Raw genomic sequence first — 24,074 nt, 5'->3', positions numbered from 1 at the left:
CACACTGACGCCACCAAGCACCACCGTCCACCAGTTCTAATTTCCGCAGTCTTTTAAAAACTAGATTCAGTTATCCGCACAAATGATTACAGTTTTAAGATGACAGCTTAAACAGCTGTGGCTAATGTTATTGCTGTCAATTGTAAATTCCCCTCTTGACGGAGACCATCCCCTAAGGAGAACAATATGAAGCGTCTTCCAAAGACTCTTACCGCCGCTGTACTCACTGGCGCACTTGCTTTGGGGGGCACCGCTGTCGCTCAGGCTCAGCTGCCCCTTCCGGACACTACGACCATCCGCGGCCTTGAATACCATAAGCAGGATGACAACACCTGGGTACAGGTTGAAAAGCAAGAAGACGGCAGCTACGAAAAGGTTGACGGTGGAAAGTCTTTCACCAGGGAGCAACTTGCAGATGAGTTGGGCGTCGATTTCCAGCCATTGGCTCCACTCGATGAGGACTCCGAATCAAACACCGCCAACACCGACGGCAGTGAAGTAACTCGCCACGACACCGGTGGCGCTCCCATCACCGTCGATGGCGTTAAGTACTTCCCACAGGAGGACGGCTCCTACCTTTCGAAGCCCGAAAATGGTAACCCGGTTAAGCTCACCGCGGATCAAGCTAAGCCATTCCTACCTGGACAGCAAGACTCCGGCGTCGACACTTCCGACATCCCGGCTCCTGCCACCAAGGAAGACAAGGATGGAAACACCTGGTACCAACACATCCAGGATCCCACCATCTACGTCAAGGACAGCAATGACGTCAACGTAGAAATCACCAAGGAAATGCGTGAGGCTTACGCCAAGGCTTTCCCCGGTGAGACCGAGACCGAGAAGAAGTTCGACGCCAAGAAGCTTGCTTGGTTGGCTCTTCCTGCAGCGCTGATCATCGGCGGCATCACCTGGTACCTCACCCACGACGGCAAGACCTACGTCAAGGACGAGGCTCGCAAGAACGAGCAGCCTACCGCTGAAGAGAAGGCTGCTTCCGAGCAGATGCTGAAGGAAAACAAGGACGAGGTCATCGCTCAGGGCGGCAAGCTTGCTGAGGGTAACTCCGCACAGGGCACCACCAATGGCGCTCAGTCCACCGATAACGTTCGTGGCATGGCCGCAGAGACCGGCAACAACTCCATCGCACGTGGCGCTGTTGCACTCGCTATCGCAGGCCTCCTTGCTGCAGGTGCATTCGTTGCACGCCGCAAGTTCTTCGCTTAAGCGAAACACCCCTACACGGTAAAACCGTAAAAAGGACTGGCTGTGCCGGTCGGGAACGATTTCCGGTCGGCACAGTCTTTTTCTATGCGCATTAGGAATTCCAGTGTCCTAAAAATGTGAGGCTTTCATGGCTGGCAGACTCAACGGCCTACAGCTCGACAGTCCTCCCCTGCTCTCATTTGTCCTTTCCTATGCGCCCCATCCCCTCCGAAAAGTCAGACCGCAATGCTGCTTGTGCCCTGACACACAACTAGACCGGCCTGTACAATTTCACATAGTAAATCCTATTAAATTGTCCCGATTATTTATACAAGTTCTATCTTTTCTCCGCGCCACCTGCGGAAATGTCGCCCCTAACGGGCGGGTCAATCGCAAAAACATAGAAATTCTCGCTCCGTACAACTTGGTCTAATTAGTTGAACCGGGTAGTCTATGAGACGTCCACTTTTACGTCTACTATTCCAAGGTTCCTCATGACACGCTCTCTATTTACAAAAATCGGCGCATCGGTAACGGCTGCTGCAACCGCACTTACGCTGAGCGCTTGCGCTAGCGATAGTGAAGACAACGGCGATACGGATACGATTCAGGTTGGTACTTCCCCAGGACCATATTCTGAACTTTTCAAGGACGGAATTGAGCCAATCCTCGAAGATAAAGGCTTTAAGGTCGATTACACGGACTTCTCTGAGCTGCGACAGGCAGATGTCGCTCTATCTGAAGGCCAAATCGATCTCAACGTAGACCAGCACACGGCGTATATGAACGTCTACAACCAAGAGACTGGGTCCGAGCTGACCAACCTCACCGATATCCCTACCGTCAAGACCAAGATTTACTCCAAGTCCCATAAGTCCATTGATGATGTGGATAAGGGACACACCGTTGCCATCCCTCAGGACGGTTCGAACCAAACCCGCGCGTTCCGCCTATTGGTCAAGCTTGGCTGGCTCACCATGAAGGACGATGCTGACCAGAACCTCTTGACGGTCAATGATATTGAGGACAATCCGCACGACCTCAAGATTCAGCCGATGGATTCTGCCACTATTCCTCGCTCCATGGACGATGTTGACTGGGGGGTTATCCCAGGCTCCATCGCTTATTCCTCCAAGGTCGATCCAGCCTTGGCTCTTGGGGAAGAAGATCTCAGCGATGACCTCATCCTCCAGGCCGTAACCACGGAAGACAAGAAGGACGCCGACTGGGCTAAGGCAGTTATTGATGCCTATAAGTCCCAGAAGTTCCTCGACCACGTCGATAGCGTGAACGAGGAAAACTACTGGTTCGTCCCAGACTCACTCAAGAAGTAATACGGAACTTTTCTCCATGCTTGATGTTGAATTTCGCGACTTAGGCAAGACCTTTCGCACCAAGTCGGCCTCGGTGACGGCACTGGAAGGTGTCAACTTGGACATCGAAAAGGGCTCCATTTTCGGGGTCGTCGGCACGAGCGGTGCCGGCAAGTCCACCTTGCTGCGCACCATTAACGGGCTGGAAAAGCCCACCGCTGGAACGGTCAATGTTCTAGGCCGCGACCTTAACGCGCTGTCCAAGAAACAACTGCGCGAGCTGCGCGGAGAAGTGTCGATGGTATTCCAGCACTTCAATCTGCTCGATACGCAGACGGTAGCCCAGAACGTGGCTATGCCGCTCATCCTGGCCAAGACGCCCAAGAAGGAAATCCAGCAGCGCGTCACCGAGGTGCTAGAGATGGTGGGCCTTGAAGGGCGCGCTCAATCGCTGCCGAAGCAGCTTTCCGGTGGTCAGCGCCAACGCGTCGGGATCGCCCGCGCCTTAATCACCAACCCAAAGATTCTGCTGTGCGATGAACCGACGTCAGCCCTCGACCCGCTAACGACTGACCAGATTCTGGATCTCATCGTCCGTGTGAACCAGGAACTGGATATCACCGTCGTCATCATCACGCATGAGATGGGTGTTATCTCCCGCATTGCGGACACCGTTGTGGTCATGGAGGACGGCCATGTCATCGAAAATGGTGCCGTAAGCGGCGTCTTTTCTGCCCCGCAGCAACCCCTGACGCAGCGGCTCGTGGAGACAGTGCTCCCGCAACACCTTCCAGTATCAGTGCAAGAAACGGTCAATGCTTCCGACTATGACCGCGTCCTGCGCGTAACACACCACAGCGGCGCAGCGAAGGGGCTTGTCAGCGGCCTGGTGCAACGAGGCATCGACACAGATATTGTCCACGCCTCCGACGTGGCCCTGCGCGATGGCACGGTTGGCACGTTGGTGCTCGGGCTCGCCAATAAGGATGAAGCTGCGCTTAACGATGCCGTGCAATGGATACAACAGCAGAGCCAACTCAACGCAGAGGTAGTGAACTAATGGATTTAACCGAGATTTTCGATACCAAGGTTTCTATCGATCAATACCTAGAGGCCGGCTGGCAAACCCTTTATATGGTGGGTATTTCCCTCTTTTTAGGAACGATCGGCGGGGTCGCCCTGGGAATCATCCTGGTACTTGCTAACCCACAGGGCATGTATCCCAACCGCGTTCTGTTTAGGATCACGGACTTCCTAGTCAATACGGTACGCTCCTTGCCGTTCATCATCTTGATGGTGGCAATCGTCCCGTTCACGCGCCTTATCGTCGGAACTTCCATTGGCATGACCGCGGCACTGGTGCCGCTAACCATCTTCATCGCGCCGTTTATGGCCCGCCTCATCGAGCAATCGGTGTTGGAAGTTGGGGATGGAATCCTAGAAGCCGCGGAATCCATGGGCGCTTCCCTGTGGCAAACCATCCGCTATTTCTTGCTGCCGGAAGCTAAGGCCTCGATCATCCTTGCGCTGACTACCTCCACCATCACTCTGATATCTGCCACTGCGATGGCCGGAACCATCGGTGGCGGCGGCGTCGGTGACTTGGCGGTCTCGTATGGTTATCAGCAATTCGATACCGTAGCCATTATCCTCACGGTGATTATCCTCATCGTGGTGGTACAAGCAATCCAGGGCTTGGGCAATGCTCTCGCCCGCCGGGCGCGCAACGGCGCCTAAAGTACGTCAAAAAAAGACAAAGGCTGGGGTTTATCCCCAGCCTTTTCTTGTGCCAGAACATTTCCCCTTGAGTCGTTGCTACCACCCCAGTGATTGCACAAGGTGGAAGTTCGGTCGGCGGTTCATGTCCCCGATACTATGGAACTATGATTATTCATGTGTGCGGCGAAGAACCGACTACTGTGGCGATGACCAGCAGCGCGGATAACAGAACGACCTCCCGCACCGGCGCCAATCCCCCACTGCGCAAGGAAGTAGAGTCAGCCCTATGAGCTACACCAAACGCACGCTGTGGATACACCTGGGCCTATTCCTCTTAGCATTCCTCGCGTTCATCCTCCCCGTCGTCGTTGGCACCGCAGCCCTGCTCCCGCTCTGGCTCTCGGGTGGATTAAGCATCGTCCTTGCAGCGGGCGCGCTTATCGATGCCGCCTTTAAATTCTTCGCCCCCGCCTCCCCACGCAGTCTCAAGCTGCTCTCCGGCATCGCCGGCATCGTGCTGCTGGTGGGCTGGGGAATCTGGATCTACATCTACGGCAACATGGCGGCAGTAGGTACAGGAACCTACCGCATCGGCAACTTCCTGCTCAGCGTGGGCTGCGTGCTCAACCTCTTTATTATCGCCATTTCGGTTTTGGATATCCGCCGGTTGGCGCGGCAGTAGCCGATCTGAGCAACACGCTCCCCGCGCTTAGCGGGGGGGGAGCGCTTAGCTCTCGCTGGGGAGAACGCGGCGGGGGACGATAATGGGGGCATCGCCAAGCGGGTCGTCCCAGGCCTCCGCCTCAATGCCATAGGCCTGCGCCAATACCTTGGGGGCCAGCGCCTGCTTCGGTGCGCCGCGAGCGATGATATCGCCGGCCTTCATCACGACCATGGAATCGGAGTAGTGGCCCGCGAGCATGAGATCGTGCAGGACCACAACCACCGTTTTGCCGACGCAGGCCTGTGCGCGAGCCAGCTCCAGCATGCTCATGGCGTGGGCGGGGTCGAGGAAGGTCGTGGGTTCATCGAGAAGCAGCACCGGCGTATCTTGCGCGAGCGCCAAAGCCAGCCAGACGCGCTGGCGCTGCCCGCCCGATAGGGAGGCAATATCGCGGTCGAGGAAGTCCACAATCTCCGTGGCCTCGCAGGCTTGGGCGATGATCTCTCGGTCCGTAGGCGAAAGGCCGCGCATCCTGCCCTGATAGGGGTGGCGCCCGCGCGCGACCAACTCGCCTACCCGCAGCCCATCCGGCGCCACGGGGTGCTGCGGCAGCAGCGCCACCTGCTGCGCGGCTTCCTTCGCGTTCATCGCATGCAGGTCAGCCTCCCCGACCATGACGCTGCCCTGCCGCGGGGCCAGGATCTTAGATAGCGTCTTGAGCAGCGTGGACTTGCCGCAGCCATTGGGCCCAATGAGCGTGGTGACCTCACCGGCGCGGGCATGCAGATCGACGCCGGAGAGGATATCCTCGCCGTCCTTATATCCCGCATGGATGCCGGTGGCCTGGAGGCTGCACCGGCGCTTCGAGCGCGTGGGCTGATTATCCGTCATATCTTTTCCTTCATCCACGTACGAGTGTGTAGCACTATTTGGGTGGCGGGCTGGACTGAACTTCGCTGTGCCGCGCCACGGCTTTTAACTGCGCCGGGCCGCATTCCACACCAATACCACCAGGGCGCAGCCGCCGATGACCGAGGAAACCGCGCCCACCGGGGCGTTAACCGGAATCGCGCCAGCAATGACGGCGCACACGGTCAGCAGCGCCGCGCCCGCGGCTGCCGATGCCACCGGCGAGGGCGTAGGCGTGCGCGCCACCATCCGCGCCAGGTGCGGTGCCAGCAGGGCGATAAACCCGATGGGCCCCACCACCGAGACCACCACGGCGCAGATCCCGGTTGCCGCGATGAGCAGCAAGGCGCGCTGGCGGGAGATATTCACGCCCAGGGTGGTGGCAGAGGAATCATCGTGGGCAAGCAGCGGCAGCTCCCGCGCGCACCAGATGCCTATGGCAATAAACGGCGCTAACGCCACGAGTAAGGGAACGATGACCTCCATGCGCACGAACCCGGTCGAGCCCGCCAGCCACGTTTGTGCCTCCGCCGCGCGCTGGATCTGCGCGCTGCGCATCAAATACGCCACGATGGCCTGAAACATCAGCGATAAGGCGATGCCAACGATGACGATGCGATTGCTCGTGCCGATGCCACCCAAGACGGCGAGGAGGATGACGACGAGGAGGGCGCCGATCATCGCCAAGCATGCCCGCCACCAGAAGTCCGGAATGCCGTCCGCGAAACTGGGGCGCGAATGCACGGTGCCCAGCACTACCAGGACCGATGCGCCGCCGGTCACGCCCAGGATATCTGGCGATGCCAGCGGGTTGCGCGCCATGGTCTGCGTCCATGAGCCGGCCACGCCGAGGGCGGCGCCGACGATGACGGTGGCGATGGCAACAGGCAGGCGCAAGTCCCACACCACCCTGATGTGGCTCTCGCTGCCGCCGCCGGTGAGCACATCGAGGACCTGCCGCGGGCTTAGGTCCAAAGGCCCTTGCCCCAGTAACACCAAGTACGCGGCGAGGGCGATAAGGGCAAATACCAGCGTGGCGGCGAGCACGCGGACGTGCCTGCGACGCTGCTGCGCTTGCAGGGTACTGCTTATTGTTGTCATGCGTTATCGCCCCACGCTCTGCCCACGCCGCGGTGGGCGCCCCAAATGAGGAAGGGCGCGCCCACTATGGCAAGCACGATGGACATTTCTAGCTCCGAATTACCCACGATGAGCCGGCCGATGATATCCGCGGCGAGCACGGCGCAACCGCCCAAGAGCGCGGAGGGCAGGATCATCGTGGCAACGCTGGGGCCGACCACCCGCCGCACGATGTGGGGAATGGCGAAGCCAACAAAGGCGATGGGACCCGTCGCCGCCGTCGCGCTGCCGGCCAACACCACGACGCTTAGCGCCGCGCCCACCCGCGCGGTGGTCGGGGATCCGCCCAAGGCGAGCGAGGACTCCTCCCCCATGGCCAAAAGGTCAAGCGGCCTGGCCGCCATCGCCGCGCACGCCAGGCCGATGAGCAGGCCAATGCCCGCGATGGTGACATCTTCTGGGCCGCGCCCGAAGGTTGAGCCGATGGTCCAGCGCCGCATGCTATCGAGGACGTCCGTGGAATACAGGCCGATGATCACCGCGCCCGATCCCAGGGCTGCTGAGACGCCGGCGCCGACGAGAATGAGCGTTAGCGGATCCTGGAACCGCCGCGAGACGGCCAGAACCAGCAGCGTGGTAATGCCCGCGCCAACGAGCGCAAGGGTGGTGCGCATGCCGGTGGTGGTAGCAATGCCAATGGCCGTGCCCAGGGCAACGAAGAACGAGGCGCCTGCGGTAATACCGATAAATCCGGGGTCCGCCAGCGGGTTCCTGGTCCACGATTGCGCCAAGACACCGGCGACGGCAAGGGCAGCGCCGGCGAAATAGGCCAAGAAGGTGCGCGGCATGCGCAGGTTCCACACGATATCGCGGATATCCTGCTCGCCTGCCCCGCGCAGCGCGGCGATGACCTCATCAGGCGGAATGGAACGGGAACCCAGCGCCAAGGACGCCACCGCCAGCACGAGGCTGGCGAGAATCAGGGCAACAAGGAACGTCGTGCGCCCCTTTCCCCGCGCTATCACTGGTGTGGCTGTGCGGCTTTCCGCCGTGGAACCCGTCTGAATATTCTGGCCGCCCTTCGTGGTTGCTGACAATTACAGCTTCTCTTCAAACTTATCTATTGCCCAGGGGATGGTCACTGGGTTCGGCATGCTCATGGCGTTGCCGGTATCCGTATCCAGGTAGCGCACGCGCCCATCCTTGACAATATCGAGCCCTTGGAAGGTCTTATCCTTCTTCAAGACATCTGCGGAGCCGTTGTAATCCAGGACAAAGAGGTGTTCCACCTGGTTGAGCTTTGCGTAGTTTTCTGGGGCAATGTCGACGAAGAAGCTGCTGCCATCACCCTTCAGTTCATCGGGGATCTCCATGCCAAGATCCTCGATGAACTGTCCGCGCCCGTCCTCATCGGTGTACAGGCCAATCTTGCCGTCATAAGGCATGACGATAGCCGCGGACTTGCCCTGCAATTCGGTGTGCTCGCGGCGGAATTCCTCGAAGGCCTTTTCGGTGTCCTTGATAAGCTTTTCGCCGTCGTCTTCCTTATCCACGGCGTCCGCAATGGCCTCTACCTGCTTTTCCCAGGGAATCTGCCAGTCTTCATACCCATCCGGCTTGACGGTAGTCGGCGCGATTTCTTCCAGGGATTCCTTCGCGCGAGCATCCACCGCCTGGTTCACCGCAATGATCTTGGTGGGATCGGCAGCGGTGATCTGCTCGAAGGTCTCCGCGGTGAAACCAGTTGCGGTGTTGTAGATGGTCTCAGGTTTGGCATCGCCAAGCAGCTTCTTTGACCAAGGGCCAACACCGGAAGGATCGCCGTCGCCCTCAGCGCCCCACGGCGCCACCGTCACGGGGGTGATGCCCAAGGCGAGCAGCGTATCGGCGTCACCCAGGCCCAGGCTAGCCACGCGCTCCTCGCTGGCGGCTTCGGTGGACGACTGCGTGCTTTCATCGCCCTCACCGCGCGAACAACCAGCTAAGGCTACGGCTCCGGCGGACAGCAGTGCCACAACACCCATGGTGCGGCGTCCGAAAATCTTCATGAGGCTAACCCTTTCAATAAAGGAGGTAAATGACGTGACATATCCTATCCCCCCCCGAAAGGATTAGGCAAGGCTTAACTGTGCACAGGTATGTTGGACGCATGAACTCTTCCTTACAATCGTCCACGATGCCTGAACACGAATTGATCCCCGTTACCCTCACCGCCAATGAGCAGATCCGGCCGCGGCTGCACCGCCTGACGTTTCACGCTGAGGCGTTCCGGACGTATGAGCTCGCCGGCCCCGATGAATACTTTGGCCTCGTCATGCCGCAAGCCGGGCAGGAATTTGCGCCCTTCCCCGTCGATGGCGTCAATATCCGCGCGGCGGTGGCCGCTATGGACGAGGAAACGCGTCCAGACCTGCGCTGGTACACCATACGCGCGCTGCACCCTGAGGACGCGACTGTCGATGTCGATGTGGTCACCCACGGCGATTCCGGCCCCGGCTCGCGGTGGATTCTGCGCGCGCAACCCGGCGATACAGCAGGGTTCTTTACTTGCAAGGACTTGTGGCGGCCCACTGAGGCGGAGCAACTACTCGTCGCCGATGCCTCCGCACTGCCGGCCCTGCGGCATATCCTTACCTATCAAGAAGGCCGTGACCCGGCGAAGCTCGCTTCCACCGACGTTGTGGCCGTGGTCACCAGCGATGACGAGGTAGAACCCGGACTCGCGGCCAGGTGGGAGCCCAGCCTGCGCAGCCTGCGCGTCCTTCGCACCGAGCCGAAACAGGAGGCGGATTCCGTCGTTGCCGCGCTGGAAGCAGATTATGCCGGTGTCCCGGCGCCAGGATACGTGTGGGTCTCCGGCGAGGGAGATTTGGCAAAGAAGGTGCGCGGCCTCGCGGTGAAAGGCTGGGGCTTGCCCACCGACGACGTCACCTGGGTGCCCTATTGGTTTTATGGAAGGGCCCGTCCTTAAGAGCCCTAAAACAGCGAGAGGCCCCTGCGCCGAACAATGTGGTCCGGTACAGGGGCTGCGCTGGCTAGGGTTTACTTAGCCTTCTCGATGATCTTTACGAGACGGAAGTGCTTGTCCTTGGACAGCGGGCGGGTCTCAGCGATACGTACGAGATCGCCTACGCCTGCGATTTCTTCCTCATCGTGCGCCTTAACCTTCTTGTTAGAGCGCATGATCTTGCCGTACAGAGCGTGCTGCTTGCGGTCTTCAATCTCGACGACGATGGTCTTGGACATCTTGTCCGAGACGACGTAGCCGGTGCGGACCTTAGGAGCACCCTTGACCTTCTCCTTCTTCGGAGTTGGTCCCTTCTTGGATTCAGTCACGTTAGCCTCACTCATGATTAAGCCTCAGCTCCCGGAGCGACAGACAGGCCCAGCTCGCGCTCGCGCAGAACGGTGTAGATGCGGGCAATGTCGCGCTTAACCGTGCCGATGCGGCGGTTGTTGGTCAGCTGGCCGGTGGCCTTCTGGAAACGAAGGTTGAACAGTTCTTCCTTCGCATCCTTCAGACGGGTTTCCAGCTCTGCGTTGTCGAGCTCACGGAACTCGTGGGCGGGGGTACCGGTTGCCATTAGAACTGGTCCTCCTTCTTGATGATGCGGACCTTGCAAGGAAGCTTCTGGCCAGCGCGGCGCAGAGCCTCGATTGCAACAGCCTCAGTTGGGTAGCTCATCTCGAAAAGTACGCGGCCAGGCTTCACGTTAGCCACCCACTTCTCAACCGGGCCCTTACCGGAACCCATACGAACACCGAGCGGCTTCTGGGTCAACGGACGGTCCGGGAAGATGTTGATCCACACCTTGCCACCACGCTTAACGTGGCGGTTGATGGCAATACGTGCGGCCTCAATCTGACGGTTGGTGATGTACGCAGGCTCCAGTGCCTGGATTGCGTAATCGCCGAAGTTAATGCGGTTTCCGCCCTTGGACACGCCACGACGGCTCGGGCGGTGCTGACGGCGGTACTTAACACGCTTAGGAATCAGCATGGATTAGCCCTCCTGCTTCTGCTGTGCACGCTGGCGGCGCTGGCCACCGCGGCGGGAGCGACCGTTGCGGTCACCGCGGCCACGGCCCTGTGCCGGAGCGTTCAGTTCGGACTCGCGTACGCCACCGACAACGTCACCCTTGTAGATCCACACCTTGATGCCGATGCGGCCGAAGGTGGTGTGGGCCTCTGCGGTGCCGTAGTCGATCTCGGCGCGAAGAGTGTGCAGCGGAACGCGGCCCTCGTGGTAGCGCTCAACGCGGGACATTTCCGCACCACCCAGGCGGCCGGACAGCAGAATCTTGATGCCCTTAACCTGTGGCTGGCGCATAGCGGACTGGATAGCCTTGCGCATTGCACGACGGAATGCGACGCGGTTAACCAGCTGCTCCGCGATGGAGTGAGCAACCAGGGTTGCGTTTGCGTCTACCTGCTTGACCTCGAGGATGTTGAGGGCAACCATCTTGCCGGTGAGCTTTTCCAGCTCGCGGCGGATGCGGTCAGCCTCAGCGCCGCGGCGGCCAATCACGATGCCCGGACGGGCGGTGTGAATGTCCACGCGGACGCGGTCACGGGTGCGCTCGATAACGATGTCGGCGATGCCGGCGCGCTCGAGGCCCTTGTTGAGGTAGTTACGAATCTTGATGTCTTCGGCTACGTAGTTCGCGTAGTCCTTATCCGCGAACCAGTGGGTCTTCCAGTCGGAAGTGATGCCCAAACGTAGGCCGTGAGGATGGATCTTCTGGCCCATTACTTGGCCCCTTCCTGCTGGCTTTCGACAACCACGGTGATGTGGCTGGTGCGCTTACGAATCATGAATGCACGACCCTGTGCACGCGGCTGGAAACGACGCATGGTCGGGCCCTCGTTGGCGTATGCCTCGGAGATGACCAGGGTGCGTGGGTCGAGGCCGAAGTTGTTCTCAGCGTTAGCGGCTGCGGAAGCAACGACCTTTGCAACTGGCTTGGAAGCACCCTGCGGTGCGTACTTCAGGATTGCCAAAGCTTCGCTTACGGACTTGCCGCGGACCAGATCGAGCACACGACGTGCCTTCATCGGGGTAACGCGGACGTAGCGGGCCGTGGCGGATGCGGAGGTGATGGTCTCACTCATCGCTTATCGACGTCCCTTCTTGTCATCCTTGACGTGACCCTTAAAGGTCTTGGTTGGTGCAAACTCGCCCAACTTGTGGCCGACCATGGAGTCCTCGATGAAGACCGGCACATGCTTGCGGCCGTCGTGGACGGCGAAGGTGTGACCGATGAAATCGGGGAGAATGGTCGAGCGGCGAGACCAGGTCTTGATGACCTGCTTGGTGCCTGCATCGTTTTGAGCATCCACCTTGTTGAGGAGGTGCTCATCGACGAACGGGCCTTTCTTAAGGCTGCGTGGCATTGTTTACCTCCTCTTAGCGCTTCTTGTTCGGGCGACGACGGCGCACGATCATGTTGTTGGAGTAACGGTTCGGGTTGCGGGTGCGACCCTCCTTGTGACCCCATGGGGACACTGGGTGGCGACCACCGGAGGTCTTACCCTCACCACCACCGTGTGGGTGGTCAACCGGGTTCATAACGACACCACGGACGGTCGGGCGAACGCCCTTCCAACGCATGCGGCCGGCCTTGCCCCAGCGGATGTTCATCTGCTCGGCGTTGCCAACTTCGCCAACCGTTGCGCGGCAACGGATGTCCACGCGACGGATTTCAGAAGACGGCATACGCAGAACGGCGTACTTGCCTTCCTTACCCAGCAGCTGGATGGAAGCACCAGCAGAGCGGGCCAGCTTTGCGCCAGCGCCCGGCTTGAGCTCAACGGCGTGGATGGTCGAACCGGTCGGGATGTTGCGCAGCGGCAGGTTGTTGCCCACCTTGATATCTGCGTTCGGGCCGGACTCGACAACAGCACCCTGCTTCAGGCCCTTCGGCGCGATGATGTAGCGCTTCTCGCCATCTACGTAGTGCAGCAATGCAATGTTTGCAGTGCGGTTCGGGTCGTACTCGATGTGAGCGACCTTTGCCGGAATGCCGTCCTTGTCGTTACGACGGAAGTCGATCAGACGGTAACGGCGCTTGTGGCCACCGCCGATGTGGCGGGTGGTGATGCGGCCGTAGTTATTACGACCACCGGTTTTGCTCAGCGGGCGCAGCAGGGACTTCTCCGGAGTCGAACGAGTGATCTCGTCGAACTCAGATACGGAGGATGCGCGGCGACCCGGAGTTGTCGGCTTGTACTTACGAATAGCCATAATTCTTCCTTTTCCTTTCGGCTCTCCGGTGGCGCTTAAGCGCCTGCGCCGAAGACGTCGATGGAGTCGCTGCCTTCACGGAGCGTCACGTATGCGCGCTTGGTGGACTTACGCTGACCGAAGCCGGTGCGGGTGCGCTTGCGCTTACCTGCACGGTTTACGGTATTCACGGAGTCGACCTTCACGTCAAAGATCTGCTCGACGGCATCTTTAATCTGGGACTTGTTGGAGTCTGGGGAGACGAAGAACGTGTAAACGTTCTGCTCCATCAGACCGTAGGACTTCTCAGATACAACCGGGGCGATGATGACATCGCGCGGGTTAGAAATCTTAGCCATTAGTTGTCCTCCTTATCCGCGCCGGTAGCGCGAGTGATGAAGGTGTGTAGCGCCTCAACGGAGAACACAACGTCATCAGAGTAGAGAACGTCGTAGGTGTTGAGCTGACCGGCGTCCAGGATCTGAACGTTCGGCAGGTTATTAGCGCTACGACGGGCGTTGATGTCCTCGCGGCCGATAACCAGCAGCACGTTGTCGCGCTCGGTCAGGGACTCGAGGAAAGCCTTGGCCGCCTTGGTGGACGGCTTCTGGCCTGGAACCAACTCTTCGATGACATGGATGCGCTCGTTGCGAGCACGGTCAGACAACGCACCGAAGAGAGCAGCCTTGATCATCTTCTTAGGGGTGCGCTGTGCGTAGCTACGTGGCTGCGGGCCGTGGACGGTGCCACCGCCGGTGTAGTGCGGCGCACGGATGGAACCCTGGCGCGCACGACCGGTGCCCTTCTGGCGGAAAGGCTTGCGGCCACCACCACGGACGTCGCCGCGGGTCTTGGTGGCGTGGGTGCCCTGACGAGCAGCAGCAAGCTGTGCGTTGACAACCTGGTGCATCAAAGCAACGGATGCCTCGGTGTCAAAGATTTCAGCCGGCAGGTCCACGGAGCCATTGGTCTTACCTTCAGAGGTGTGGACGTCTAGCTTGAGGTTGCTCATGCGTGTGCACCGCCCTTCACTGCGGTCTTAACGGTGACGAGGCCGCCGCGCGCACCAGGGATAGCACCCTTGATGAGCAGCAGGTTGGACTCGACATCGACTTTCTGAATCTTCAGGTTTTGGGTCGTCACGCGGTCGTGGCCCATGCGGCCAGCCATGCGCTTGCCCTTGAAGACGCGGCCTGGGGTAGCAGCGCCACCGATACCACCAACGCGGCGGTGAGCGGCCTGGTTACCGTGAGCTGCGCCCTGACCCTGGAAGCCGTGGCGCTTCATAGCACCAGCGTAGCCGTGGCCCTTGGTCTGGCCGGTGACGTCAACGAAAGTGATGCCTTCGAAGATGTCTACCTTGACCTCTTGGCCAACCTCGTATGCGGAGGTGTCGTCCATGCGGATTTCCGCAACATGGCGACGCGGGGTTACGCCAGCCTTTTTGAAGTGACCAGACTCAGGCTTGTTTGCCTTGCGTGGGTCAATCTCGCCAAAGGCGATCTGGATGGCGCTGTAGCCATCGGTTTCGGGGGTGCGAATCTGGGTGACAACGCATGGCCCTGCTTCGACGACGGTAACCGGAACGACGCGGTTCTCGTCATCGAAGACCTGGGTCATGCCGAGCTTCTTGCCCAGAATGCCCTTGATCTCGTTTTCACTCATTATTAGTTCTCCACCAAAGTCGCTTACTGGATGTTCACGTCGACGCTTGCCGGAAGATCGATGCGCATCAAAGCATCAACGGTCTTCGGGGTCGGGTCGAGAATATCGATCAGGCGCTTGTGCGTGCGCATCTCGAAGTGCTCGCGAGAGTCCTTGTACTTGTGCGGAGAACGAATAACTGCGTACACGTTCTTCTCGGTTGGGAGCGGCACTGGGCCAACTACACGAGCACCCGTACGGGTAACGGTCTCGACGATCTTCTTTGCAGAAGCGTCGATTGCCTCGTGGTCATAGGCCTTCAGCCGAATGCGGATCTTTTGTCCCGCCACGCTTATCCTCTTCCTCGCTTCCCCACTTTCACATTCCCGGCGTTTCCGGGGCGTGAAGCGGTGGGAAATTGCTTCTCGATTTCTCTATAACGTTGTCCGGGCCTGGGGCCTGACACAACGCCAGTGGTCTGACTGTCATGACAACCAAGAGATACAGCACATGACAAATGCCAGTCTGCAGTGCTCCTGACGGGGTACAAGACCCGTAGTCAAAGTATTGTGAAGAGGACGGTTTTCACGCATTACACGTGGAGAGTGTCCTATTCGCTAACTGCCGCTGTTTATTTGCCATGCCCCTTCTCCGGTCCATCGTCTCGGGGTGTCTCTGCTCTAGCGCGGACCTAGCCCGATCGGATGACCTTCCAGTCTGTGTTTCAGGAAAGCCCTGATCCACGGTGACAACGAAGGTGTCATGTTCGCTTTACCAGCTCAGCGTCTCCCCGATATGCACCGTGTTAAAGACGGTCCGTTACCGGTTCGCGCTGCCCTGTTAAAGCAACCTAAGTATTTAAGCACGATGGGCTGGTGTTTTTCAAACCACCCCGGCAATAGTGCCAATAATCACGTTTTGGTAAATATTGTTGTCACAGACCCCACGTCCGGTTAGGCGGTAGGTACGCTCAAAGAGGGATTTTGAACCGTTGGTTCTTGGTCCTTCAATTTCATATTGCGACCATGCAAGTCAATATTTAAGGAAAGGCCTTAAAGACCATGTCTGAGAACAACACTCCTGCAAAGCACTCTGAGAACAACGTTGCCGCTTCTGAAGAGCGCGAGGTAAACAACAACTTGGAGACTCAGTACGGCACCACCACCATTGATGACGTCGTTGTTTCCAAGATCGCCGGCATTGCAGCCCGCGAGGTTTCCGGCGTTGACTCCCTCGGTGGCGGCGGCGCCCGCATGATGGGCACCATCCGCGAGTCCTTCGGTGCATCCGAGGACGTACGCCAGGGTGTTGACGTAGAGGTAGAAAACGGCTCCGCAAAGATCGAGATCGCCATCACCGCTGAGTACGGCGTTGCCATCCACGAGCTGGCTGAGGCAATCCGCCGCAACATCATGAACGCTGTCGAGCGCATGACCGGCCTGACTGTAGAGCGCGTTGACGTTGTTGTTCACAACGTCAAGCTGCCGAAGGAAGACTCCGAGTCTGAAGAGCAGGCTGCACTGAACCAGGGCCAGGCATAAGAACAATGCCTGAACCCCGAGCGCAATTTGAGCTCGAGGTAAGCCACGCTCACGCAATTGCGGAAGCGGTGCAAAAGCTCAACGGTGTCGCGGGCCTTGACGGCGGACGCTACGGCTCGGTGAACCTACTCTTCCCGGGCGAAAGGGTTTCCGGCATGCGCCGGCCCGATCCCCGCGACGATCGCCACCTGCAAATCAACGTCCGCGTTGATATCAGTGCGCAACCTGATCTGTACCGTCTGGCGGAAGAAATCCGCTCGACCGCCCGCAAGGCATGTACGGAATTAGATCGCGTCGACGTTGAGTTTTCTGATGCCGTAGATGGCTTATCCGCTGCTCCCTCGAAGGATTAGATATGAAAAATTACACCACATTGGGCATTGTTATCGGCCTGCTACTTGCCTTCTTTTTGTACTTAGGTTGGGGTTGGATGCTGCTCGCCGTGCTGCTTGCTGCTATCGGTGGCCTCTTGGGCTCCCATTTTGATGGCCGCATTGACCTCAGCGCTGTGTGGAATGGCCTCATTGGCAAGGAGAAAGGCCAAGGCTAATGTCAGAAGGTTCCACTAAGGGCCACACGCGTTTCTCGCTGCGGACCATGGAACGAATCGTGACCGCCGCAATTGCTAGCGTGCCTGGCACAAAGGATTTAGATGCCAAGCTTGCTGGCATTGGCGGACGCGGTTATCCACGGGTTTCGGTACAGATGGACCCAGAGCGTGAGGTCGCCGCAGTAAGCGCGACCATCGCTGTGGTGTGGCCATCGCCGGTTACCGCAGTCGCGGAAAGTACGCGTGCCGCCATTTCAGAGGCCATTGCTGCCCACACCGGCTATACCACCACCCGCGTTAATGTCACCGTTGGTGAATCGGTTCCGGATACTCGCGTTACCGCAGAACAGGTAGCGCAGCGCCCTGCTGCTTCGGCTTTTACGCCGGAGGTCACCCCGTCTACCGTGACCCAGCCTGTCACCCAGGACTCGGTCGAGGTGCGAGGCATCGAGACCCCGGAAGAAGCCGCGGTTCGCACCGTCGATACCCCGCAAGAGGCGGTGGTTCGCACAGTGGCCGTTCCACCAGAAGCGGATATCCGCGAGATTTCTTCTGGGAAGGAAGTTGCCGTCCGCGGAGTATCGGCGCCGCCTGGCGATACTCCGGTGCGCTCTGTTGACACGCCGCGGGAGGCGCCGGTGCGAAGCATTTCCGCTGATCTTCCGGATCACCAGCTGCTAGACATCAGTGCTCCAGAAGATCACGAACCGCGCCGCATCATCGAACCGCGCCCAGAGCGGGTACGCAGTGTTCGCGCCCCGCGCCCTGCTCGGTTGCTCCCGAGCGGACAGGTACGTCCCTTCGCCAAGAAGGCAAAGGTCTCTGTCCCTCGTCCGCAGCCTTTGCGCAAGATCGACATCGACAATGCGCAACAGTACAAGCGCGTTCGCGTTGCGCGGCCGGCTCCCCTGCGCAAGGTGCAGTCACCTCGCCCACGACCACTGCGCAAGATCGAGATCGATAATTCCCGGAGCGAGCAGCGCGTGCGGACCGCAAGGCCCGCCCCGCTGCGCAAGGTTCAGACCCCGCGCCAGGAACCGCTCAAGCGCATCAAGGTAACCCCAACGAGCCAGCGCCCGCTGCATGTCTATGCGCCACGGCCTGAGCCGCTGCGTGCCATTTCCATCACCCCATTCCACGAGCAAGGAGGCAACAATGGCTGAAATGAATATGCCTGAGCATTTCGGGCAACAGCCCAAGGCGTCTCCTGCCGTGCGTACGTGGACCGTCATTCTAGGTTTCATCCTGCTGGCCATTGGCATTGTGGGCGTACGCGAAACCTGGCTCGTCGGCGCAGACGCCAATGCCCAATCGTGGGTCCAGCCGGTCCTCAATCTTATTGCCACCGAGCAATTAGAAACGTGGATGATCTGGGCTGGGGTAGGCTCTATCGTCGTTGGTCTCATCTTTATGATCGCTGCGGTAAAGACGCGCCGCAATACCCACATCCAGGTCGCTTCCGAGTCCGCTTCCATGTGGATGCGTCCGGTTGATGTCGCGCGCTTGAGCTCTGCTGCAGCGCGCCGCGTTCCGGGAGTCGCGTCCGCGCAGACTTCCGCGGATACCAAGAGCGCGAAGGTTACCGTCAATGGCGATGAGCAAGACTCCGAGTTGCCGGGGCGCGTAGAAACTGCTGTCACCCGTGCCTTGGAAGTGCTTGCGCATCCACCAAAGGTCACCGTAGCCGTAGAGAAGATTCCGGAGATGGATAATCATGTCTAAAAAGCTTGCTACCTTTGACCGAATCCTCCTCGGCCTGCTCGGAATCATCCTCATCGCGCTCGGTGTGTGGCCGATTCTCATTAACTTCAATGTGGAATTTGCTGAGTACCTAGCGGAGTGGGTAGACCACGATACGTGGCGGACTTTGGGCGACAATAGTTGGTGGGTCTGGGTCTTGGCCGGTGCCTCTGCCCTATTGCTCATCATTGGTTTGTGGCTCATCGTCGTGAACCTGCGTCACCGCCGCTTTAATAATGTGGAATCCTCAGCTTCCAATGAAGATGGCGCAATCTCTGCATCCATGAACGCCATCGCCACCGCGGTGGCCAAGGATCTGGACTCGCTCGATGGTGTGGACCGGGTCGAGCGCTTGGTTGCATACGACCGCGCCCGCCCAACGCTGCAGTACACGGTGGTTGCCAACCCAGACACGCCGCTGGAGCGGCTGACCAACGCTGTAGAAACGAATGAGCGCGACTTCCGGGAGGCTTTCCCCGACGCTGACCTAGATACCAGCTATAAGCTGCACTTCACCAAGGTCAAGCCGATGAAGGATTTAGCTGAATAAGGGGTTTGGGGTCTCTGCAACAAGGACCTCAACCACCTTGCCCAATCGCGCATAATCGCCGCCCTCGAGGAGTAACTCTAGCTCCTCGCCAGGGCGGCATTTTTCTATCCTCTTCCACGCATAATTATGGGCAACCACCCGCCGGTTTTCCTTGTGAAAGAGATGCAGTCCGTGGTCTAGGACAGCGATAGCGTCGCCCACGCGGAGGACATAGACAAAGTCACCCAACTCGTAACGGCTCAGGCCGCTAAGTTCCGGCAGCGGCTCATCCAGGCGCATGATGTTGGAGACGATCCCAAGGCGGTGTTCAAAGCCCTCAGTATCCGTAACCACGAAGGTCCGGCCAGGCCCCGTTGGCCTAATGGCGCTGTATTCCCACACCACCGGCTGAGCATTCGGGCGGCGCACGATGATGCGGGAGGAATCGGCGGTGATGCGGGAGGTGGGGGCATCGCTAAGCACGAGCCACACACCAGTGCCCACGCGGCCGCCCTCCAAGGGCAATAGCGGCGGGTGAACCTCGGCCTGCCGCTCGAGTTCGGTGACTAACTCCGCGTCGCTCACGCCCCAGCCGATGCCCCGGTTGGCCAATAAGGCAAAGAGCGTCGGCAGGCTCAGATCGGGCTGGCCCTCCCATGCCTTGCGCAGCGCTGCCAAGGTCGGGTCAATGCGAGTGGGATCTTCCATAAGGGTCTAGCCTACCGAGGCGTTCCGCCCTATTACAGCCACGGGGCAGCAGCCCGCCTTGGCTGATTGGTTACCCCCGTTTTCACTTATTTTCAGGTAAGCATTCCCTATAACTGTTGAACAATTCAGGTTTTTAAATCTGCAGCTGAATCCCATTTTTCTTTTTAAGGCCCTAAGCGTCTACACTGAAAAAATACCTGTCGTTTGATTGGCGATGTACATCACGGGGCTACGTGAATTGTGTGCTCGCTTATATCTTATTAGATTGGTCACATACAACGACTCCATCGTTGGCTTCATATTTATTCGCACTGTTTCCTGCTTAACCGCGCACGGAGAATTTCCCCATGACAAAGTATTTGATCAAAAAGATCTTGGGCTGGTTACTCATGATCTTTTTAGCCACTAACTTGGCTTATTTCTTGGCGGCCTCGTTTTTGGACCCGCGTTCGAACTACACCGAGCGCCGTCCACCACTTTCAGATGAGGAAATCAATAACCTCCTCGAGCCTTATAACCTCAGCCCAGACACCCCGCTCTTGGAGCGCTGGTGGACCTGGCTGACCAATATCCTCACGAAGTGGGACTGGGGACAATCTCCGGTCGGTGAGATGGTTAACGAAGAGATCAGCTACCGCATCTGGGTATCCGCACAGCTGCTCTTGCTGGCCACCATCCTGTCCATCGTCATCGGTGTGGCCGTTGGTGTATACACCGCCTCCCGCCAGTACAAGACCGGTGACCGCGTGTGGCAGGGAATTTCCATCATTGCAATGAATACCCACGTGGTTGTTGCCTCCATCGCCGTCGTCTGGGCCGCCCTGGAGATCAACGATTTGACCGGCAAGAAGATTTTCTACGTCGTCGGCTCTAAGTCCTTGGGGGTTGAGGGATTCTTCCCCAAGCTCCTGGACTCCGCGCAGCACCTCGTCTTGCCCACGATTTCCCTGGTGATCATCAGCTACGCCAGCTACCACATGACTCAGCGCACGCTGCTGCTCGATAACCTCGATGCGGATTATGTCCGCACCGCACGTGCAAAGGGACTTACCCGCCAGCAGGCCATCCGCAAGCACGCGCTGCGCACCTCCATCATTCCGGTGGCAACGTCCGTCGCCTTCTCTGTGCCCGGCATCTTCACCGGTGCCGTGATGACGGAGCGCATCTTCGGCTGGAACGGTATGGGCCAGTACTTCATCCAGACCATCAGTAAGAACGACATCAATGGCGCGGTAGCCGTGGCGGCATTCGGTGCCGCAATGACGGCCGTGTCCGCCGTCTTGGCAGACCTCGTTGTTGTCGCCTTGGATCCACGAGTAAGGGTGAGCTAAATGACAAATCCCAAAGAACCAAAGATGTCCAAGAAACAGCCCCGTGGCGAGGTTTCTACGCGCACCGAGGTCGTCTCCGAGGATCCTTTAAGCAATGAGGAAGCCGAGCGCATGGCCACGCTGCCGGAGGTTCCCCGCGGTACTTCCCGGTACAAGCTGTACGTCCGCCGCTTCTTCCGCAACAAGCTAGCCACCGTCGGTGTTTTCATCCTGGGCTTTCTCATCTTCGCCGCCCTTTTTGGCAATTTCTTTGCCCAGTGGGACTACACGGAACCGGACTTCCTCGCCCTGTCTGAGCCACCGAGCTCCGAGCACTGGTTCGGTACCAACGATTCCGGCAATGACCTTTATGCCCAAACCATCCACGGCCTTGGCAGGTCCCTAACCATCGCCATCGTGGTGTCCTTTGCCACGTTGGTTATCTCCGCATTCATCGGCTGTGCCGCAGCCCTGTGGGGCGGAATCGCGGAAAAGGCCGTCCTCGCCGTTATCCACTTCCTGCTGTCCATCCCGACCTTCCTGCTCATCGCCCTCGTGGTGGCAGACTCCGGCGGTGACTGGAAGCTTTTGATGGTCGTCCTTATCGCCTTCGGCTGGATGTACCAGGCCCGTGTGATTTGGTCCTTGGCCCTTACCGTCCGCGAGCAGGACTATGTCCGCGCCGCAAGCTACATGGGCGTATCCAAGATGCGCACCATCATCCGCCACGTCATTCCCAATATTGGTTCGCTGCTTATCATCCAGTTCGTCTTCGGCGTGGTGGGCACCGTGGGCTCTGAGACCGCCCTGTCCTTCCTGGGCTTGGGCGTGAAGCTTCCCGATGTCTCCCTCGGTACCTTGCTGCAGGGCGGCACCGCCTCCCTGCAATCCGCCCCATGGCAGTTCTACTTCCCCGCCGCTACCTTGACGCTGCTGACCGTCTCCATGGCATTTATTGGCGATGGTCTGCGCGACGCACTCGATCCCAACTCCAATTCCGGAGGTAAACTATGACTTCGCCTATCTTGTCCGTCAATGACTTACGCGTCAGCTTTCCTTCTGAAGCAGGTACCGTCTCTGCGGTGCGCGGTGTCAGCTTTGATCTGCACCCCGGCCGCACCCTGGGCATCGTCGGCGAATCCGGCTCCGGTAAGTCCGTGACCTCCATGTCCATCATGGGCCTGCTGCCGGAATACGCCAAGGTAGAAGGCTCCGTGAAATTCGATGGCCGAGAGCTCCTCGGGCTTTCTGATAAGGAAATGTCGAGCATCCGCGGAAATGGCATCGGCATGATCTTCCAGGATCCGCTCTCCGCGCTGACCCCGGTCTTCGATATTGGTTCGCAGCTGGTGGAGGCCATCCAAGCCCACCAGGACGTCAGCAAGAAGGCCGCACTCAAGCAAGCCACCGAGCTGCTAGATCTGGTGGGCATCCCCGAGCCCCACCTGCGCCTGAAGTCCTTCCCGCACGAGTTTTCCGGCGGTATGCGCCAGCGCGTGGTCATCGCCATTGCTATTGCGAATAACCCGCGCGTGCTCATTGCCGATGAGCCGACGACGGCCCTGGACGTCACCATCCAGGCCCAGATCCTGGACGTCATCCGAGTAGCCCAGCGCGAGACCGGCGCCGCGACCATCATGATTACCCACGATATGGGCGTGGTGGCAGAAACCGCCGATGATGTCATGGTCATGTACGCCGGCCAGCCGGTAGAGCACGGCGACGTCGATACCATCTTCTCTAACCCCCGCATGCCTTATACCGTGGGCCTGCTTGGTTCCACCCCGCGCCCCGATGCCTCTGCCTCGGAGCCCCTCACCCCCATCGAGGGCAACCCGCCGGTCTTGGTGGATCTAAAAGATCGTTGCCAATTCGCCCCGCGCTGCCCCGTCGCACAACAGGCTTGCCTTTCCGGCGAGCCAGACCTGCTTCCACTCAAGGACGAGTCCACCTCCCACCGCAGCGCCTGCCTGCGCGCGCCGGAGATCCACGACCGCAAAATTGACGGCGAGCTGATGTTCAAGCCGCCGCAGCTTGCCGATGACATCTTGGCCGACGTTCCCCGCGCGGATCGCAAGACCACCCTCGCCGTGAACGACTTGCGTAAGCAGTTCCCGCTGACCAAGGGCGCGTTGATTAAGCGCAAGGTGGGTACTGTCAAGGCCGTGGACGGCATTACCTTCGATATCCGCGAAGGCGAGTGCCTGGCCATCGTCGGCGAGTCCGGCTGCGGTAAGACCACTACCCTGCTGGAGATCATGGACTTGGACCCAGAAAACGGTGCCGTGGTCCTCAACGGCAAGGACGCCAATGGTATGAGCGGCTCCGAGCGCCGCGAGGCCCGTAAAGACATCCAGATCGTCTTCCAGGATCCCATGAGCTCGCTCAACCCCCGCCTGACCGTGCGCGAGGTCATCGCGGAACCGCTCAACTCGCTTGGCTACGACGGGGATGTCGATGCCCGCGTGAATGAGCTCATGGGCCTAGTCGGCCTGGACTCTTCGCAGCTGGACCGCTTCCCTAGCCACTTCTCCGGCGGCCAGCGCCAGCGCATCGGTCTGGCCCGCGCCCTGGCCACGCGCCCTTCGGTGCTCGTGCTCGATGAGCCCGTCTCCGCTTTGGACGTATCCATCCAGGCGGGTGTCATTAACCTGCTCGAGGACCTGAAGCGAAAGCTGGGCCTGTCCTATCTCTTCGTTGCCCACGACCTTTCCGTTGTGCGCCACCTCTCGGACCGCGTTGCGGTGATGTACAAAGGCAAGTTCGTCGAGTCCGGTTCGACGGATGAGATTTTCGATAACCCACAGGACGACTACACCAAGAAACTTCTGGATGCCATCCCGAATCCGGATCCCAAGGTTGCCCGCGCACGCAGGGAAAAGTCTCGGGCCTAGCTACCCCCTAGCCCCGCCTTCTTTTCTTAAAGTGATTGCGGACACAA

At 59.2% G+C, this 24,074-nt stretch carries 32 protein-coding genes; 16 read left to right on the top strand and 16 right to left on the bottom strand.

The window, feature by feature from the left end; genetic code table 11:
• The first annotated feature begins 186 nt into the window (after window positions 1-186).
• From EL217_RS02020 to EL217_RS02000, 6 genes are all read left to right on the top strand, one after another.
• A complete protein-coding gene (locus tag EL217_RS02020; RefSeq protein ID WP_126318282.1) occupies window positions 187-1,224 on the top strand; it encodes a hypothetical protein in 1,038 nt (345 codons plus the stop codon).
• Window positions 1,225-1,697: 473 nt separating this feature from the next.
• Complete coding sequence (locus EL217_RS02015; RefSeq protein ID WP_172596700.1) at window positions 1,698-2,537, top strand: MetQ/NlpA family ABC transporter substrate-binding protein; 840 nt, start codon at window positions 1,698-1,700, stop codon at window positions 2,535-2,537.
• 16 nt (window positions 2,538-2,553) lie between these two features.
• Window positions 2,554-3,576, top strand: a complete 1,023-nt coding sequence (locus EL217_RS02010) for a methionine ABC transporter ATP-binding protein (protein ID WP_126318280.1) — start codon at window positions 2,554-2,556, stop codon at window positions 3,574-3,576.
• Window positions 3,576-4,253 (top strand): methionine ABC transporter permease, encoded by a 678-nt coding sequence (locus EL217_RS02005; RefSeq protein WP_005281257.1) that lies wholly within the window; start codon window positions 3,576-3,578, stop codon window positions 4,251-4,253. Before EL217_RS02010 ends, EL217_RS02005 begins: the two co-directional genes overlap by 1 nt.
• A gap of 146 nt (window positions 4,254-4,399) precedes the next feature.
• Entirely contained in the window at window positions 4,400-4,525 is a 126-nt protein-coding gene (locus EL217_RS11385; RefSeq protein ID WP_269471489.1) for a hypothetical protein, read from the top strand.
• Complete coding sequence (locus EL217_RS02000) at window positions 4,522-4,917, top strand: multidrug transporter (protein WP_126318278.1); 396 nt, start codon at window positions 4,522-4,524, stop codon at window positions 4,915-4,917. Before EL217_RS11385 ends, EL217_RS02000 begins: the two co-directional genes overlap by 4 nt.
• A 45-nt stretch (window positions 4,918-4,962) precedes the next feature.
• Here the strand turns inward: EL217_RS02000 and EL217_RS01995 are convergent, their stop codons facing one another.
• The 4 genes from EL217_RS01995 to EL217_RS01980 form a co-directional block, all read right to left on the bottom strand.
• Window positions 4,963-5,790: an ABC transporter ATP-binding protein gene (locus EL217_RS01995; protein WP_126320008.1), complete on the bottom strand. Its 828-nt coding sequence runs from the start codon at window positions 5,788-5,790 to the stop codon at window positions 4,963-4,965.
• An 84-nt stretch (window positions 5,791-5,874) separates the two neighbouring features.
• A complete protein-coding gene (locus tag EL217_RS01990) occupies window positions 5,875-6,909 on the bottom strand; it encodes a FecCD family ABC transporter permease (RefSeq protein ID WP_126318277.1) in 1,035 nt (344 codons plus the stop codon).
• Window positions 6,906-7,985, bottom strand: a complete 1,080-nt coding sequence (locus EL217_RS01985; protein ID WP_126318275.1) for a FecCD family ABC transporter permease — start codon at window positions 7,983-7,985, stop codon at window positions 6,906-6,908. Before EL217_RS01985 ends, EL217_RS01990 begins: the two co-directional genes overlap by 4 nt.
• A complete protein-coding gene (locus tag EL217_RS01980) occupies window positions 7,986-8,936 on the bottom strand; it encodes an ABC transporter substrate-binding protein (protein WP_005276951.1) in 951 nt (316 codons plus the stop codon). It abuts the gene before it with no gap.
• A gap of 101 nt (window positions 8,937-9,037) precedes the next feature.
• Here EL217_RS01980 and EL217_RS01975 point away from each other — a divergent pair, with 101 nt between their 5' ends.
• Window positions 9,038-9,859, top strand: a complete 822-nt coding sequence (locus tag EL217_RS01975; protein WP_126318273.1) for a siderophore-interacting protein — start codon at window positions 9,038-9,040, stop codon at window positions 9,857-9,859.
• A 71-nt stretch (window positions 9,860-9,930) separates the two neighbouring features.
• On the opposite strand, the gene rpsQ is transcribed toward EL217_RS01975, so the two are convergent.
• From rpsQ to rpsJ, 11 genes are read right to left on the bottom strand one after another with little or no spacing between them, the layout of a single operon-like run.
• Window positions 9,931-10,239, bottom strand: a complete 309-nt coding sequence (gene rpsQ / locus EL217_RS01970) for a 30S ribosomal protein S17 (protein WP_005276946.1) — start codon at window positions 10,237-10,239, stop codon at window positions 9,931-9,933.
• Between the two features lie 2 nt (window positions 10,240-10,241).
• A complete protein-coding gene (rpmC, locus tag EL217_RS01965) occupies window positions 10,242-10,472 on the bottom strand; it encodes a 50S ribosomal protein L29 (protein WP_005276944.1) in 231 nt (76 codons plus the stop codon).
• On the bottom strand, window positions 10,472-10,888 hold the full coding sequence (gene rplP, locus EL217_RS01960; RefSeq protein ID WP_005276943.1) for a 50S ribosomal protein L16: 417 nt from the start codon (window positions 10,886-10,888) through the stop codon (window positions 10,472-10,474). Before rplP ends, rpmC begins: the two co-directional genes overlap by 1 nt.
• A gap of 3 nt (window positions 10,889-10,891) precedes the next feature.
• Window positions 10,892-11,638 carry a 30S ribosomal protein S3 gene (gene rpsC, locus EL217_RS01955; protein WP_005276941.1) on the bottom strand — a complete coding sequence of 249 codons (747 nt, stop codon included), beginning with the start codon at window positions 11,636-11,638 and terminating at the stop codon, window positions 10,892-10,894.
• Complete coding sequence (gene rplV, locus EL217_RS01950; protein ID WP_005276938.1) at window positions 11,638-12,000, bottom strand: 50S ribosomal protein L22; 363 nt, start codon at window positions 11,998-12,000, stop codon at window positions 11,638-11,640. Before rplV ends, rpsC begins: the two co-directional genes overlap by 1 nt.
• A gap of 3 nt (window positions 12,001-12,003) precedes the next feature.
• Complete coding sequence (rpsS, locus tag EL217_RS01945; RefSeq protein WP_005276936.1) at window positions 12,004-12,282, bottom strand: 30S ribosomal protein S19; 279 nt, start codon at window positions 12,280-12,282, stop codon at window positions 12,004-12,006.
• Window positions 12,283-12,295: 13 nt separating this feature from the next.
• Complete coding sequence (gene rplB / locus EL217_RS01940; RefSeq protein ID WP_005276935.1) at window positions 12,296-13,132, bottom strand: 50S ribosomal protein L2; 837 nt, start codon at window positions 13,130-13,132, stop codon at window positions 12,296-12,298.
• Between the two features lie 35 nt (window positions 13,133-13,167).
• Complete coding sequence (rplW, locus tag EL217_RS01935) at window positions 13,168-13,470, bottom strand: 50S ribosomal protein L23 (protein WP_005276934.1); 303 nt, start codon at window positions 13,468-13,470, stop codon at window positions 13,168-13,170.
• On the bottom strand, window positions 13,470-14,123 hold the full coding sequence (rplD, locus tag EL217_RS01930; protein ID WP_005276933.1) for a 50S ribosomal protein L4: 654 nt from the start codon (window positions 14,121-14,123) through the stop codon (window positions 13,470-13,472). Before rplD ends, rplW begins: the two co-directional genes overlap by 1 nt.
• A complete protein-coding gene (gene rplC, locus EL217_RS01925; RefSeq protein WP_005276932.1) occupies window positions 14,120-14,776 on the bottom strand; it encodes a 50S ribosomal protein L3 in 657 nt (218 codons plus the stop codon). The genes rplD and rplC overlap by 4 nt, the downstream gene beginning before the upstream one ends.
• Window positions 14,777-14,799: 23 nt before the next feature.
• A complete protein-coding gene (rpsJ, locus tag EL217_RS01920) occupies window positions 14,800-15,105 on the bottom strand; it encodes a 30S ribosomal protein S10 (protein ID WP_003848085.1) in 306 nt (101 codons plus the stop codon).
• 711 nt (window positions 15,106-15,816) lie between these two features.
• On the opposite strand from rpsJ, the gene EL217_RS01915 reads away from it, so the two are divergent.
• Genes EL217_RS01915 through amaP form a run of 6 tightly spaced genes read left to right on the top strand, consistent with a single transcriptional unit; the run spans window position 15,817 to window position 19,136 of the window.
• On the top strand, window positions 15,817-16,296 hold the full coding sequence (locus EL217_RS01915; protein WP_005276899.1) for an Asp23/Gls24 family envelope stress response protein: 480 nt from the start codon (window positions 15,817-15,819) through the stop codon (window positions 16,294-16,296).
• Window positions 16,297-16,301: 5 nt separating this feature from the next.
• The gene (locus EL217_RS01910) at window positions 16,302-16,649 is read left to right on the top strand and encodes a hypothetical protein (RefSeq protein ID WP_005276897.1); all 348 of its coding nucleotides are present in this window, start codon (window positions 16,302-16,304) and stop codon (window positions 16,647-16,649) included.
• 2 nt (window positions 16,650-16,651) lie between these two features.
• Window positions 16,652-16,846 carry a hypothetical protein gene (locus EL217_RS01905; RefSeq protein ID WP_005276895.1) on the top strand — a complete coding sequence of 65 codons (195 nt, stop codon included), beginning with the start codon at window positions 16,652-16,654 and terminating at the stop codon, window positions 16,844-16,846.
• Entirely contained in the window at window positions 16,846-18,009 is a 1,164-nt protein-coding gene (locus EL217_RS01900) for an Asp23/Gls24 family envelope stress response protein (protein ID WP_126318271.1), read from the top strand. Before EL217_RS01905 ends, EL217_RS01900 begins: the two co-directional genes overlap by 1 nt.
• Window positions 18,002-18,568, top strand: a complete 567-nt coding sequence (locus tag EL217_RS01895) for a DUF6286 domain-containing protein (RefSeq protein WP_126318269.1) — start codon at window positions 18,002-18,004, stop codon at window positions 18,566-18,568. The genes EL217_RS01900 and EL217_RS01895 overlap by 8 nt, the downstream gene beginning before the upstream one ends.
• Window positions 18,561-19,136, top strand: coding sequence for an alkaline shock response membrane anchor protein AmaP (gene amaP, locus EL217_RS01890; protein ID WP_126318267.1), 576 nt, complete (start codon window positions 18,561-18,563; stop codon window positions 19,134-19,136). The genes EL217_RS01895 and amaP overlap by 8 nt, the downstream gene beginning before the upstream one ends.
• Here the strand turns inward: amaP and EL217_RS01885 are convergent.
• Complete coding sequence (locus tag EL217_RS01885; RefSeq protein WP_126318265.1) at window positions 19,125-19,823, bottom strand: hypothetical protein; 699 nt, start codon at window positions 19,821-19,823, stop codon at window positions 19,125-19,127. The genes amaP and EL217_RS01885 overlap by 12 nt on opposite strands.
• Window positions 19,824-20,170: 347 nt before the next feature.
• Here EL217_RS01885 and EL217_RS01880 point away from each other — a divergent pair, with 347 nt between their 5' ends.
• Genes EL217_RS01880 through EL217_RS01870 form a run of 3 tightly spaced genes read left to right on the top strand, consistent with a single transcriptional unit; the run spans window position 20,171 to window position 24,027 of the window.
• Window positions 20,171-21,154 carry an ABC transporter permease gene (locus tag EL217_RS01880; protein ID WP_126318263.1) on the top strand — a complete coding sequence of 328 codons (984 nt, stop codon included), beginning with the start codon at window positions 20,171-20,173 and terminating at the stop codon, window positions 21,152-21,154.
• Window positions 21,155-22,147: an ABC transporter permease gene (locus tag EL217_RS01875; protein WP_023016732.1), complete on the top strand. Its 993-nt coding sequence runs from the start codon at window positions 21,155-21,157 to the stop codon at window positions 22,145-22,147.
• A complete protein-coding gene (locus tag EL217_RS01870) occupies window positions 22,144-24,027 on the top strand; it encodes an ABC transporter ATP-binding protein (protein WP_126318261.1) in 1,884 nt (627 codons plus the stop codon). The genes EL217_RS01875 and EL217_RS01870 overlap by 4 nt, the downstream gene beginning before the upstream one ends.
• The last annotated feature ends 47 nt before the right edge of the window (window positions 24,028-24,074 follow it).

Origin of the sequence: Corynebacterium segmentosum (genome assembly GCF_900637825.1) — a bacterium.
Classification (GTDB): domain Bacteria; phylum Actinomycetota; class Actinomycetes; order Mycobacteriales; family Mycobacteriaceae; genus Corynebacterium; species Corynebacterium accolens.
Note: the sequence above shows the minus strand (reverse complement) of the source record. Positions and strands in the feature narration are given on the sequence as shown.